Raw genomic sequence first — 13180 nt, forward strand, 5'->3', positions numbered from 1 at the left:
TTGCATTTACTCCATACCTCTTTTAATTAACTCTTCTCTATATATTTTTTCATATAAAATATCAAACTCATCTGTTCCAGGAATATATCTCTTTTTATATGATCTTATTTTTTCCATTACAGCATCATCCATTTGAGATGCATCTGCTATAAAAGATGTGATCGCACCATATATAATATTTTTAATACGATTTTCTGTAACTTCAAAATGAATTAAATCTTCTTCATAAAGTTCGTCTAAAATTTTATGAGCAAGATCCGAATATCTCTCTTCATAGTTTAGTATGATTCCAAACTCGGGAGCAAGTTTTTTCTTAATCATAAAGAAAAGTTGTCTTTCATCTATTAGTTGAAATTCTATCTCTTCTTCGTTATCATCACAAATTTCACCAGCTTTTTCTTCAAGTGCCATCTCTTGATTTACATTTTGTGTAAGTATTTTCTCAGCCTCATGAGCAACAGCTTCAAGGCCTTTTGTCATAGTAACAACACCACTCTTGTTTAAATCAATTGCGACTTTGTTAGATATATGGGGTATAGCTTTTAGTGATATTTTCATAGATAGGCCCTACTTGTTTAAAATAATTTATGAATTTTACAATAATTATGATTAGAGTTTGATTATGCTTTTTCTTATTTAGCTAAAAGTAACGTAAGCTCAGATGCTTTTTTTGCATCCATTTTTGTAAGTATTTTTCCAACTGTTTTTGGTTTTAGTGATTGTAATATCGAAGATGCCTCTTTAGCTTCCATATCTGATAGTATATTTGCTGCCGAAGCTGCCTTCATTTTAGCAAATGTTTGAGCAATTTTATCCATCTTTATATTTTTTGCTTGTTTTAAAATTTCTTCATTTCTTTTTAGCATTTTTTTGATTGAATCTTCTTTTGTAGTTATCTCAGTTAATTTTCTATCTACTATTTCTTCTTTTTGACTTAGTCTAGTCTCTTTCTTTTTTAGTAGTTCTTCTGTTGCTATTTTAAGAGAACTGAGGGCTTGTTTTTGTTCGTCTATTCTTTCTAGCTCAACTAAAAGTTCACTCTTTCTTTCTTTAAATATTTCCGTACAATCAAATAGTCTATCGCTTGTCTGTAATGCGACCAAAGACGAGAAAGTAAAAATAAACAATACTAATAATCTCATTTCTTTTCCTTGTGAGAATATGTCATTAAAGCAACTTCATCTAAGTCTTTTGCTTCTTTTAACTTCATCTTTTTAATTTCTTTTTGTACTTCTTGAAGTTCTAAATATTTAAATTTTTCGTGTTCCATCATATCTAGTTTTAGTTTTTCTTTTGCTTGATTAAGTTGATTTTGAGCAAATCCAAACCATTCTTTGTTGTGTTCTATCATACCACGACCAGATGAGAGAAGAGATCTGTTGGCTATAAAATCTTTCATACTACCATTTTGTGGAGATGAGATTTCATTGATTGATTGGTATGATTTTTCTAGCGCCGTAGAAGCGTTATTTAGGTCTGCATTTGCCTTTTGAACAACTCGTTCACTCTTTTCCATAGTAGTCTTTTTTAATTTCACTAATGGGCTAAAACGAGTCTTCATTCATAATCCTTCAATGAAAATCCCGAAAGGATTTTTGTACTTCAGTAGCCCGGCGGCTAGCGTAGGTTATGGAATTACTTCCAGAACCGTACAATTATAATATTATTGTATCGTCTCTCTCAGGAGAAGTAGAAATAATACTTACTTTTGTATTAGAAATTTTTTCTATCTCTTTTACAAAGTCTTGGGCATCTTTAGGAAGAGCTTCAAAAGTTCTAGCTCCTACTGAATTATCCCAACCTTTAAAAGTTTTATAGATTGGTTTTACTGCATCTAAGTCTGCTGGCATGTAGTCTATTTCTTTACCTTCATACTCATAAGCCACACAAAGTTTTACTTCATCAAAGCCATCTAAAACATCAAGTTTCATTAGAGCAAGTTCATCACAACCATTTAAGCGAGCAGCATGACGTGTAGCTACTGCATCAAACCAACCACAACGACGAGCACGACCTGTTGTTGTTCCAAACTCACGACCTTGAACTCCTAGTCTTTTACTATCTTCACCAAAGTCTTCAGATGGGAAAGGTCCATTACCAACACGAGTACAATAAGCTTTAACTATTCCTATAACTTTACCGATATCTTTAGGATTAATTCCAAGACCTGTACAAGCACCAGCTGAAACTGTCGCAGATGAAGTAACATATGGATAAGTTCCATGGTCAATATCTAATAGAGTTCCTTGGGCACCTTCTAATAAGATTCTTTTATTCTCATCTAATGCTTTCCAAACTAGTTGCGTTGTATCTGTTATAAATGGAGCTAATTTAGCTTTATAACCTTCTAATTCAGCAAGAAGTTCAGATGCTGTAGGAGTTGCTATTTCATAAATATCAAATATTTGTCTATTTTGTTCAAAATACTCGATGATTGAAGCAGTAAGTTTTACAGGGTTTAAAAGTTCACCAACACGAAAACCAGTACGATTAATTTTATCTGCATATGCAGGTCCAATTCCCTTACCAGTTGTACCAATAGCTTTATCACCTTTTAGTCTCTCTTTTGCTTGATCAACTTGAGCGTGATAAGGTAAGTTTAGGTGTGCTTTATCTGAGACAAAAAGACGACCTTCTAAACCTTCAAACTGCACCATTTCTTTTATAATTGATTCTGGAGATAAAACAACACCATTACCAACTACATTTATTGCTTTAGGGTTTAACACACCAGAAGGCACTAAGTGAAGTGCAAATTTAACACCGTCAACCCAGATAGTATGACCTGCATTATGTCCACCTTGGCTTCTACAAACCATATCATATTCGCATGCTAGTCTATCAACTATTTTGCCTTTTCCTTCGTCGCCCCACTGAATACCTACAATTAAATCTGCTTTCATTATTTCCTCTTTTCTCTCAATATTATTTAGTTAATGTTTCACAAAGTGTATCTGTATAAATCGCAAATCCAACCGAAGTTAGGTCTTTGTTTTTATATCTTCCACCTCTTGCATACACTTCATTCTTTTCTATTACTCTAAAAAATAGCTCATCATAATAAAGCATTTTTGTATAGTACATAGGGGCTAAAACTGTCTTTTGAAATTTAGTTTCTAAACAAAGTTCTTTCATTTTAAGTAACTCTTCTTTAATCGAAGCTGGAACCATTTCTAAAAGTTCATCTATCTGCTCAACATGTTGAAGATAAATAAGCTTTTCAAACCATTCAACTTTAAGATTTAAAAACTTATCTATGTTTAGATGTCTAAAGTCATCTAGTGTTAATTCTTCAAATATTTCCACTAATAGTTTAGGGATTCTAATGTTTGATATTTGAATCAATGGTTTTACTTCTAGCTTATTTAAAATATCTACTGCAATATTCATAACAGATGAAAGTTTTTTCTCACCCATAAGCTCAACACCTATTTGGTTTTGCTCTGTTGTAGGGTAAGTAAAAACAGGTTGAATGTAAAACCATTTTGTTTGCTGTGTGTTTCTACCAAGTCTTTTCTCAATTATACGAACTACATCAATAGTAGAATCTGCACGTAGAGAGATAGAATTGTTCTTTTCATCATTTATTTTAATAAGCTTTTTTTCATCTGCGATACTTAAATGCTGATGGTAAGAAAACACAGGAGTAACTATCTCCTCAAAACCGTCAGCATCTAGTATAGTGCTAGCAACATTTTCTATCTCTCTCTTAGCCTTGGCGCTTTTACCAAAGTAAAGCTTAGAACCATTTGGAATCTCGTGTTCAAGTATCATTTACATACCGACCTTTATAGACTTTTTTGAAAGCGTTTGTTCAAGTATCATTTATATCTCTTTTTTTTCTAATGCTGTTTTGAAATAAACTTCATTATATACTTTTGAAGCAATTCCGGTATATTCTAATCTTCCCATACGATGAAGTACAAGTTCAATCGCATTTACAACCCAAATAGACTCGTATGTATTAATAAGACCCATTTGATTTATACGAAAAATTTTACCTTTTAAATGGTCTTGACCACCAGCTACATTTATACCATATTCTTCTTTTAAAGCCGAACGTATCTTTGAAGCTTCATCATCATCAATAGTTGTCATACTCTTTGCAGGAACAGATGGATAGACATGTAAACCTATTGCCTCAAGTGCTGCTATTGTAGCTTTTGCACGTCTAGCAGTCTCACAGTATAAGACACCAATACCACCCTGTTTTTCAATAGTCTTTAAGACTTCTAAAAGACCTATAATCAGAGTAGTGGCTGCTGTATAAGCAGTTGTATTTTTCTTCTGTTGCTTGATTTCAGATGCGAGGTTTAGGTAGTAACCTTTTCCAGCTCCAATTTTAGTAATTGCAGCATTACTAAGTCCTAAGATAGAAAGACCCGGAGGAAGCATAAGTGCTTTTTGACTACCTGCGATTAAACAGTCAATATTTGTAACATCTATTCTTTCAACACCAACAGCAGTAATACCATCAGCAATAATCATAATATTAGGATTTATCTCTTTTACAGCTTTTGCTAACTCTTCTACAGGATGACGTAATCCACCTGCAGATTCACTAATTTGAACTGCGATAGCATCTATATTACTGTTTGCTTTTACAGCTTCAACAATAGATTTTACGCTTACAGGAGTGTCCCATTCATTTTTTATTTCTACATTTGCTAAACCGTTAGCTAATGCGATTTTGCCAAATCTCTCTCCAAACTTTCCAGAGTTTACACTTAATAGTGTGTTGTGACAAAGGTTTATAACTGCTGCTTCCATAGCACCCGTTCCACTAGATGCAAGCATAATAACTTCATCAGTATTAAAAAGGTTAAAAAGATATTTTCTTGTTTTTTCAAAAATTGCTTCAAACTCTGGAGTACGATGATGCATAGTCTCATCACTCATTGCATTACGAACATTTTGAGGGACTGGAGTTGGTCCAGGTGTGAAAAGTAACATGTAAAAATTCCTAGGAGGTAATATTTATAATTTAAAACCTTGTATTATATCGAAATAACTTAAATTTTTGATTATTTAGGCATACGTACAGAGATAACAGTTAGAGTTTGATTCTATCCTTTGTTCGCACAAACTGACTCTACAACTTCTGCTCATTGCTTCAAGGCTACCTTCTGCTTTTAAAATATTCATATCTTCTCTTTATGTGCTAAAATTTCATTTTCAGGATTTATCACAGTTAAATAAATATTTACTTTAAAATCACTTCTTGAAAATATCATTTCTTATTATATAAAGGTATATTGTGACAATATTTGATTCAATAATTCTAGGTATTATAGAAGGCTTTACAGAGTTTCTTCCTATTTCATCTACGGGGCATCTAATAGTAGCAAGCCACTTCATGGGCATTGACCAAACAAATGTAACAAAAGCTTATGAAGTAATCATACAGTTTGCCGCAATTCTTGCTGTTATTTTTAACTATAAAGATAAATTCACTTTTAAAAAAATAGATTTATGGACTAAGGTCTTTCTTGCTTTTTTACCAATAGGGGCTGTTGGGTTTGTATTTTCATCACAGATAAAAGCACTTTTTTCTATTGAAGTTGTAGCTATTATGTTTATTATTGGCGGTGTAATATTTATAGTAGTTGAAAAGTTTTTTATTCCAAATGAGAAAGACTTGATTGATGATGTTGAACAAGTAACTCTCAAACAATCTTTAATCATAGGATTTGCACAAATATTTGCACTTATTCCAGGAACGAGTAGAGCTGGTTCAACTATTATAGGAGCACTTCTTGTAGGACTCAGTAGAAAAGCTAGTGCAGAGTTTAGTTTTTTACTTGCTTTTCCTGTTATGAGTGCTGTAACAGCTTATGATTTGTTAAAACATTATAATGAGTTTAATGAAGCTAACTTGCTAACTTTAGCAGTTGGTTTTGTAATCTCATTTTTTGTAGCATTTTTAACTATAAAACTATTTCTAGTATTTTTAGAAAAATTCACATTTGTTAGTTTTGGAATTTATAGAATCATCTTCGGTGTGGTACTTTTAATACTCTTTAACTAACAGAGTAAACTTATTTTATTGTTCTGGCTTTATTTTCAAAATTGAAAATATGCTCATCACAATAGTTTCCATTACATCTAGGAATAATCTTTGCTATATCTCCTTTGACATTGTTAAAGGAGGTATTATGCAAACGATTAGCAGATACAGCGACCAAATACATAGTTTTATGGATAGACTAGAACAATCTTTTTATGTTCTAAGTCGAAAAGTTTTATAATAAAACGTTAAAGACGGGTTTAAATCACTAGATGAGCATGGAAGCTTCATCGATTTTTGATCTGAGAAATATCCAAGGATGGATATTATAAACTTTTTAAAATCTTCTTTGCTAAACTCAATGCTTTAGCACGATGAGAAAGTTTTTTCTTTGTTTCATCATCCAACTCACCAAGTGTTTTGTCATATCCAAGTGGAATAAACATCGGGTCATAACCAAAACCAAAATCACCAACAGCCTTATCAAGTGCCGTTCCATGCATCCAACCATGAACACATTGCTCACCTTTTTTCGTAATGATTGCAATTGCCGCTGTATAGTGTGCAGGTGAAGATTCTACCCCTTTAGCTTTTATATCTTCTATAAGTTTATAAAGATTGTCTTTGTCATTAGCATCTGGACCTGCATGTCTAGCACTATAAATACCTGGTTTTCCCTCAAGTATATCAACACTTATACCGCTATCATCTGCTAAAACTATTACATCTTTATCATCCAAAGCTTTAAACACGGCTCTTGCTTTTATCAGGGCATTCTCTTTAAAAGTACCTCCGTCTTCAATTATTTCAAATTCTTCTATAAGTTCACTATATGGAATCACTTCATACTCTTCGCAAAGAGCCTTGATCTCTCTCACTTTACCTTTATTAGATGTAGCTAAAACTAATTTCAAATTTCATTCCTTATAGTGTATGTAATAATGTTTTATATATAATCACGAAATTATACTCAAATAAAAGTAGTAAGACATACTAAATTATAATGTCAATGAGAAAATAAGCTATAAGCTGCAAGGCAAAATCTAGCAGTTGTACGTATTGTGCTTCAAGAGATTTTAACGAAGCAGACTATAGCTTATCTTCTCACCCTACGGGCAACATTTAAAAGACTCATCTTCTGCGTTGAATTTTAGTTAACGATACTAGTATCGCCAACTAAAGTTCGCCTTGAATCTAAACCTTTTAAATGTTGTTGACTTTATTATATTAGTATATCTTACTACTTAAAGGCAATACATGTTTAAAAAAATTTTTCCTCTCTCAGCAATTATCTCTCTAAGATTTTTAGGTCTATTTTTAGTTTTACCTGTTATCTCTATCTATGCTGCATCTATGACAGACAACCTTCTTTTAGTTGGTATCATCGTTGGTGGTTATGCTCTAACTCAAGCTATATTTCAAGTTCCTTTTGGAATAATGAGTGATAAAATTGGAAGAAAACCAACTCTTTTAGTCGGTCTTCTTATTTTCTTAACAGGTTCACTTATCGCTGCTTTTGCTACAGATATATATACTCTTATGCTTGGACGTTTTCTTCAAGGGGCTGGTGCTATTGGTTCTGTTATTACTGCAATGATTTCAGACCTTGTTGAAGAAGAAGTCAGAGGTAAAGCAATGGCAATTATGGGCGGAACTATCGCTCTTAGTTTCGCTGTTGCGATGGGACTTGGACCTGTAATTGGAGCTTCTTATGGAGTTGACACACTTTTCTTTATTACGGCAGGATTATCTGTATTTGCTATAATTCTCCTCTTTACAAAAGTACCTACTCCACCAAGAATCAAACATATTTACCATAAAAAAGCTAAAACTGCTGATATTTTAAAAGACTCAAATCTTTTAAATATGATTGTTATTAATGCAATGCAAAAAGCTCTTATGACTATTGCTTTTGTTCTTATACCTATTATCCTGACAAGTGATGCTTTTTCTTGGGAAAAAGGCGATCTTTATATGGCATATTTACCTGCAATGGTTCTTGGACTTATTGCTATGGGACCTGCCGCAGTTTTTGGTGAGAAGCACAACAAACCTAAGCAAATATTTTTAGTTTCTATTGTTCTTTTTATTGGCTCATTTTTGATTATGGGTTTAACTGATTCAAGTACTCTTTTCGTAGTTGGTGTTTCAATGTTCTTCATCGCATTTAACATGATGGAGCCACTTGTTCAGTCTATGATTACTAAGTTTGCTAAAGTTCACCAAAAAGGTGCTGCTCTTGGTATCTCTAATTCTGTTGCATATTTTGCTACGTTTATCGGGGGAACACTAGCAGGTCTAATGCTCGATATTAGTGATAGAGCAACGATTGGTATCTCTGTGGCTGTTCTAGCGACTGTATGGTTACTATGGACTCTTAAACTACAAAATCCAACTAAACACTCGCATCTATTTATTGCTCAAGACCTAATAGATACAGATAAACTAAATAAACTTGAAAATGAACATATTGCTGAATGGTACGTAAACGAAACAGAAAAACTAGTAGTTGTTAAATATGTAGCAGATGCCATAGACAAAGAAGACTTAAAAGCTAAAATCTCTAAATAAGATTTTAGCTTCTCCTTCAACTACTTCTGCAACTAAAATACTCTTACACTTTATTCACACTTTATTCTTATATATTGAACATCTATTAAGTTATGAAGAAATCAATACTCAAAAAGAGAAAAAGATTCAAATTAGTTTTTTAGATGAATTTGGTGAAGGAAAGACTGACGAAGATGAGATTATACAAAATCTCATCTTTACATGTGAAGAGGGAATAGACTACAGAAAAGTATAATACTACTTTTGAGGAGTCACATACATATTGAAGTAGCGCCCTTCAAACTTAGGTGGTTTTTCCATAACACCTAAATCTTCAACCATTGGCCAAACTCTTAGTAGAACTTCTCTACCAGCTTCAGGGTGAGCCATTTCACGACCTCTTAAGAATACGCGAAATTTAACATGAAAGCCTTTTTCTAAGAACTCTCTTGCATGCTTAACTTTGTAAGCTACATCATTTTCAGCAATTTTAACAGATAGTTTAATCTCTTTTACAACGATTTTTACCTGATTTTTTCTTTGCTCTTTTTGTTTTTTCTCTTCTTGGTATCTATATTTGCCGTAGTCCATGATCTTAGCAACTGGTGGTTTTGCTGTTGGAGCGATAAGAACTAAGTCCATACCTAGCTCATTAGCTTTACTCATAGCTTCATCAGTAGAAATAATTCCTAATGACTCCCCTCCATCGATATTACATCTTAACTCTGATACACGGATATCGTCATTCATTATGACACGGTCTTTTTTTCTCAAAAATTCACCTCATTTATTTTAGTTTGTATAAGCTTAAAGAATTCATCTTCGCTTAAATTATATTGCTCTCTAGTTCTTCTATCACGAATTGCGACAGTTTTACCTTCAACCTCTTCATCACCTATGATAACAAGCATAGGAACTCTCGTTTTTTCTGCTGTTCTAATTCTTTTATTTAAAGAATCATTTTTGTCGTATATTTCGCTATCGGCATTGATATCGATAAGTTTATCGGCTAATTCTTTCGCATAACCGTGATGTGTATCAGCGATTGGAACGATAGCAACTTGCGTTGGAGCGATAAACATTGGAAACTCACCAGCATAATGTTCCGTTAATATACCAATAAAACGCTCAAAAGAACCTAAAATTGCTCTATGAATCATAACTGGCTGTATTTTATCGTTATTTTCGCCATTATATTCAAGTTCAAAACGCTCTGGAAGATTAAAATCTAACTGAATTGTTCCACATTGCCATTCACGACCGATGGCATCTGTAATCTTAATATCAATTTTAGGTCCGTAAAAAGCTCCCCCACCCTCATCAATTTCATAAGCTAGTTTATTTTTATCCATAGCATTTTTAAGTGCTTGTGTAGAAACTTCCCAAACTTCATCACTTCCAACAGCTTTTTCAGGTTTAGTAGAAACCATCATCTTATAATCAAACTCAAATGTTGACATGATTTTATCTACAAAATCAACAACTTCAATGATTTGCTCTTCGATTTGCTCTGTAGTACAGAAAATATGTGCATCATCTTGTGTAAATTCACGAACTCTAAAGAGTCCATGAAGAGCACCAGTAAATTCATGACGATGAACTACACCATACTCAAAATATTTAATTGGAAGATCACGATAAGAACGTAATGCATCTTCATATACTTTAATATGCCCAACACAGTTCATTGGTTTTACACCAAACTCTACATCATCAATCTGAGTAAAGTACATGTTTTCGCCATAGTTTTCATAGTGACCAGATGTTTTCCAAAGATCACTTTTTAGCATCTCAGGACCACGTACAGGCTCATAACCACGTTTACGGTGAGCTTTGTAAAGTAAGCCCTCTAATCTTGCACGAAGTCTACCACCGGCTGGAAGCCAGATAGGAAAACCTGCGCCAACTTCTTCACGGAAAGTGAAAAGGTTCATTTCGTTACCAATTTTTCTGTGATCACGTTTCTCAGCTTCTGCAAGCATAGTCATATGACTTTTTAAAGATTCTTTATCTGCAAATGCTATACCGTATATACGAGTAAGCATCTCATTTTTAGAATCTCCACCAAGATATGCACCAGCAAGTTTAAGTAGTTTAAAATATCTTATTAGACCAATGTTTGGTAAATGAGGTCCACGACATAAATCTTCAAACTCACCTTGCTTATAGATGCTAACAGTATCACTTGGAATTCTCTCCATTACAGCTAGTTTTAAATGATCGTCTTTAAATTTTTCTTTTGCTTCATCCATAGAAATTTCATATTTCTCTATTTCATATTTTTTCTTAGCAAAAGAAAGCATCTGTTTCTCAATCTTTTTTAAATCACCTTCGCCTATTTCTGAGTCTGTTTTAAAGTCATAGTAAAAACCTTCTTTAACAGTTGGCCCAACATAGAACTTTGCATCTGGGTATAGTGACTTTACAGCTTGTGCCATTAAGTGCGCTGTTGAATGACGTAGAATATCTAAAGACTCAGCTGAGTTATCTAGGTGAATTTGCTCACTTTCAAACCCAAGTTCTTTAGCAGTTTGTAAATCAATAATCTCGTCATTATGTTTTATTGCAATTGCGTTCACTTATAATTTTCCTTTTTTATAATTCAGTTTTTAATACTGCACCATTAGATGCATTTGAAACTAGTAATGAGTAACGTTTAAGCCATTTTGATTTCACATGGTTTACATGAGGTACCCATTTAGCACGACGCTCGGCAAGAATCTCTTCACTTACATTTAACTGTAAAAGATGAGCATCTGTATCTAACTCTATCTCATCACCATCTTCGATTAATGCGATAACACCACCCTCAGCGGCTTCAGGAGAAATATGTCCTATTGATGCACCACGGGTAGCACCAGAAAAACGCCCATCGGTTATAAGAGCAACAGATTCACCAAGACCCATACCCATAATAAGTGAAGTAGGAGCAAGCATCTCTTGCATACCAGGACCACCTTTTGGACCCTCGTAACGGATAACTACAACATCACCAGATTTAACTTTGTGACTCATAATTCCAGTAAGTGCTTCAGGTTGAGAATTGAAACAAACTGCCGTACCTTTAAACTGTTTCATATTTCCAGTGATTCCTGCAGTTTTTACAACCGCACCCTCTGTTGCAAGGTTACCAAATAAAATTGACAATCCACCAACTTGAGAGTAAGCATTTTCATTTGTATGAATAATATCTTCATCATTTATATCACAGCCTTCAATACGCTGGGCTAAAGTCTCACCTGAAATCATAAGAGCATCAAGGTTTAAGTTATTACCACGTTTTGAAACTTCACACATTACTGCGTTAACACCACCAGCTTTGTTAACATCGTCCATGTGAACATCTGGTCTAGACGGAGAAATTTTAGAGATGTGTGCAACTTTATCTGCTATTTTATTGATATTTTCTATTTTGTATTCGATGTCTGATTCTCTAGCAATTGCTAAAAGGTGTAAAACGGTATTTGAGCTTCCACCCATAGCCATATCTACAACAAATGCATTATGAATAGCTTTCTCATTTAAAATATTTTTCATTCTAAATTTTTCGTTGTTTTCCATTTTAGCAAGTTCAACAATACGACGAGCCGCTTTTTTTACAAGCTCAATACGTTCAGGAGTCATCGCTAAAATAGTTCCATTTCCTGGAAGTGCGATACCCATAGCTTCACAAAGAGTATTCATAGAGTTTGCAGTAAACATTCCAGAACAGCTTCCACCACTTGGACAAGCATTACACTCTATTTCATAAAGTTCTTCGTCAGTCATCTTACCTTCTGCATGTTCACCAACTGCTTCAAAAGCCGTAGCAAGATCAATCGCTGTACCATCTGCTTTATGTCCAGCAGCCATAGGACCACCTGAAACAAAGATAGTAGGAACATTAACTCTTAGGGCTCCCATAACCATACCTGGAACAATTTTGTCACAGTTAGGAATACAAATCATTGCATCTAATTGGTGAGCATTCATAACAGTTTCTATAGAGTCGGCAATTATTTCACGAGAAGGAAGAGAGTAAAGCATACCTTCGTGACCCATAGCGATACCATCATCAACACCAATCGTGTTAAATACAAATGGAACACCACCAGCTTCACGAATAGCCTCTTTTACTATTTCACCGTATTCGTGTAAGAAAAAATGTCCTGGGATAATATCAATATAACTATTTGCTATTCCAATAAATGGTTTGTCAAAATCTTCATCTTTTAATCCAGTTGCTCTTAATAGTGATCTGTGAGGGGCTTTATCGAACCCTTTTTTTATAATGTCACTTCTCATAAAAATCCTTTTACTATATATGTAATTTAATAATTAATGCGATTATATCATTTTTTTTTAAATTTCTTCTAAAAACTCTTTACAAATGATATTTTAATGGCTATAATTCCGCTCACTTAAAAAGAAGTGACAAAAAAATTGCGGGAATAGCTCAGTGGTAGAGCACGACCTTGCCAAGGTCGGGGTCGCGAGTTCGAACCTCGTTTCCCGCTCCATTTTAATTATAAACTGTGAATTCATTCATATGCCCGGATGGCGAAATTGGTAGACGCAGGGGACTTAAAATCCCCCGGTAGCAATACTGTGCCGGTTCAAGTCCGGCTCCGGGCACCATTGAAA

The 13180-nt window shown here is 33.9% G+C and carries 12 protein-coding genes and 2 tRNA genes; 4 read left to right on the forward strand and 10 right to left on the reverse strand.

Features of this window, described 5'->3' with window-relative positions; all coding sequences use genetic code 11:
* Positions 1–6: 6 nt before the first annotated feature.
* From QZZ48_RS01010 to QZZ48_RS01035, 6 genes are all read right to left on the reverse strand, one after another.
* Entirely contained in the window at positions 7–558 is a 552-nt protein-coding gene (locus tag QZZ48_RS01010) for a DUF507 family protein (RefSeq protein WP_294960827.1), read from the reverse strand.
* Between the two features lie 74 nt (positions 559–632).
* Positions 633–1142, reverse strand: a complete 510-nt coding sequence (locus tag QZZ48_RS01015; protein ID WP_294960829.1) for a PDP protein — start codon at positions 1140–1142, stop codon at positions 633–635.
* Complete coding sequence (locus QZZ48_RS01020; RefSeq protein ID WP_294960832.1) at positions 1139–1561, reverse strand: flagellar export protein FliJ; 423 nt, start codon at positions 1559–1561, stop codon at positions 1139–1141. Before QZZ48_RS01020 ends, QZZ48_RS01015 begins: the two co-directional genes overlap by 4 nt.
* 94 nt (positions 1562–1655) lie before the next feature.
* Positions 1656–2906, reverse strand: a complete 1251-nt coding sequence (locus tag QZZ48_RS01025; protein WP_294960860.1) for an adenylosuccinate synthase — start codon at positions 2904–2906, stop codon at positions 1656–1658.
* A gap of 19 nt (positions 2907–2925) precedes the next feature.
* Entirely contained in the window at positions 2926–3774 is an 849-nt protein-coding gene (locus tag QZZ48_RS01030; protein WP_294960834.1) for an ATP phosphoribosyltransferase regulatory subunit, read from the reverse strand.
* 51 nt (positions 3775–3825) lie between these two features.
* The gene (locus tag QZZ48_RS01035) at positions 3826–4953 is read right to left on the reverse strand and encodes an alanine--glyoxylate aminotransferase family protein (RefSeq protein WP_294960837.1); all 1128 of its coding nucleotides are present in this window, start codon (positions 4951–4953) and stop codon (positions 3826–3828) included.
* Positions 4954–5257: 304 nt separating this feature from the next.
* Here QZZ48_RS01035 and QZZ48_RS01040 point away from each other — a divergent pair, with 304 nt between their 5' ends.
* The gene (locus tag QZZ48_RS01040) at positions 5258–6028 is read left to right on the forward strand and encodes an undecaprenyl-diphosphate phosphatase (protein WP_294960839.1); all 771 of its coding nucleotides are present in this window, start codon (positions 5258–5260) and stop codon (positions 6026–6028) included.
* Between the two features lie 305 nt (positions 6029–6333).
* Here QZZ48_RS01040 and rdgB read toward each other — a convergent pair whose 3' ends face one another.
* A complete protein-coding gene (rdgB, locus tag QZZ48_RS01045) occupies positions 6334–6921 on the reverse strand; it encodes an RdgB/HAM1 family non-canonical purine NTP pyrophosphatase (RefSeq protein WP_294960842.1) in 588 nt (195 codons plus the stop codon).
* Positions 6922–7264: 343 nt separating this feature from the next.
* Between rdgB and QZZ48_RS01050 the strand changes: the two genes are divergently transcribed.
* Positions 7265–8578: an MFS transporter gene (locus QZZ48_RS01050; protein ID WP_294960845.1), complete on the forward strand. Its 1314-nt coding sequence runs from the start codon at positions 7265–7267 to the stop codon at positions 8576–8578.
* A gap of 237 nt (positions 8579–8815) precedes the next feature.
* On the opposite strand, the gene infC is transcribed toward QZZ48_RS01050, so the two are convergent.
* From infC to ilvD, 3 genes are read right to left on the reverse strand one after another with little or no spacing between them, the layout of a single operon-like run.
* Positions 8816–9307 carry a translation initiation factor IF-3 gene (gene infC / locus QZZ48_RS01055; protein ID WP_294960863.1) on the reverse strand — a complete coding sequence of 164 codons (492 nt, stop codon included), beginning with the start codon at positions 9305–9307 and terminating at the stop codon, positions 8816–8818.
* Positions 9308–9327: 20 nt separating this feature from the next.
* Positions 9328–11136 (reverse strand): threonine--tRNA ligase, encoded by a 1809-nt coding sequence (thrS, locus tag QZZ48_RS01060; RefSeq protein WP_294960848.1) that lies wholly within the window; start codon positions 11134–11136, stop codon positions 9328–9330.
* 16 nt (positions 11137–11152) lie between these two features.
* Positions 11153–12841: a dihydroxy-acid dehydratase gene (gene ilvD / locus QZZ48_RS01065; protein ID WP_294960851.1), complete on the reverse strand. Its 1689-nt coding sequence runs from the start codon at positions 12839–12841 to the stop codon at positions 11153–11155.
* A gap of 140 nt (positions 12842–12981) precedes the next feature.
* Between ilvD and QZZ48_RS01070 the strand changes: the two genes are divergently transcribed.
* Together QZZ48_RS01070 and QZZ48_RS01075 are read left to right on the forward strand one after the other, a co-directional pair.
* Positions 12982–13056, forward strand: a tRNA-Gly gene (locus QZZ48_RS01070).
* Positions 13057–13087: 31 nt separating this feature from the next.
* Positions 13088–13174 (forward strand) — tRNA-Leu (locus tag QZZ48_RS01075).
* The last annotated feature ends 6 nt before the right edge of the window (positions 13175–13180 follow it).

This window comes from Sulfurimonas sp., assembly GCF_016744025.1.
Lineage (GTDB): Bacteria > Campylobacterota > Campylobacteria > Campylobacterales > Sulfurimonadaceae > Sulfurimonas.

Bases quoted from the DNA above. Each gene is read 5' to 3' on its own strand.
- QZZ48_RS01010 (WP_294960827.1), bottom strand. From the start codon at position 558: ATGAAAATATCACTAAAAGCTATACCCCATATATCTAACAAAGTCGCA.
- QZZ48_RS01015 (WP_294960829.1), bottom strand. From the start codon at position 1,142: ATGAGATTATTAGTATTGTTTATTTTTACTTTCTCGTCTTTGGTCGCA.
- QZZ48_RS01020 (WP_294960832.1), bottom strand. From the start codon at position 1,561: ATGAAGACTCGTTTTAGCCCATTAGTGAAATTAAAAAAGACTACTATG.
- QZZ48_RS01030 (WP_294960834.1), bottom strand. From the start codon at position 3,774: ATGATACTTGAACACGAGATTCCAAATGGTTCTAAGCTTTACTTTGGT.
- QZZ48_RS01035 (WP_294960837.1), bottom strand. From the start codon at position 4,953: ATGTTACTTTTCACACCTGGACCAACTCCAGTCCCTCAAAATGTTCGT.
- QZZ48_RS01050 (WP_294960845.1), top strand. From the start codon at position 7,265: ATGTTTAAAAAAATTTTTCCTCTCTCAGCAATTATCTCTCTAAGATTT.
- infC (WP_294960863.1), bottom strand. From the start codon at position 9,307: ATGAATGACGATATCCGTGTATCAGAGTTAAGATGTAATATCGATGGA.
- ilvD (WP_294960851.1), bottom strand. From the start codon at position 12,841: ATGAGAAGTGACATTATAAAAAAAGGGTTCGATAAAGCCCCTCACAGA.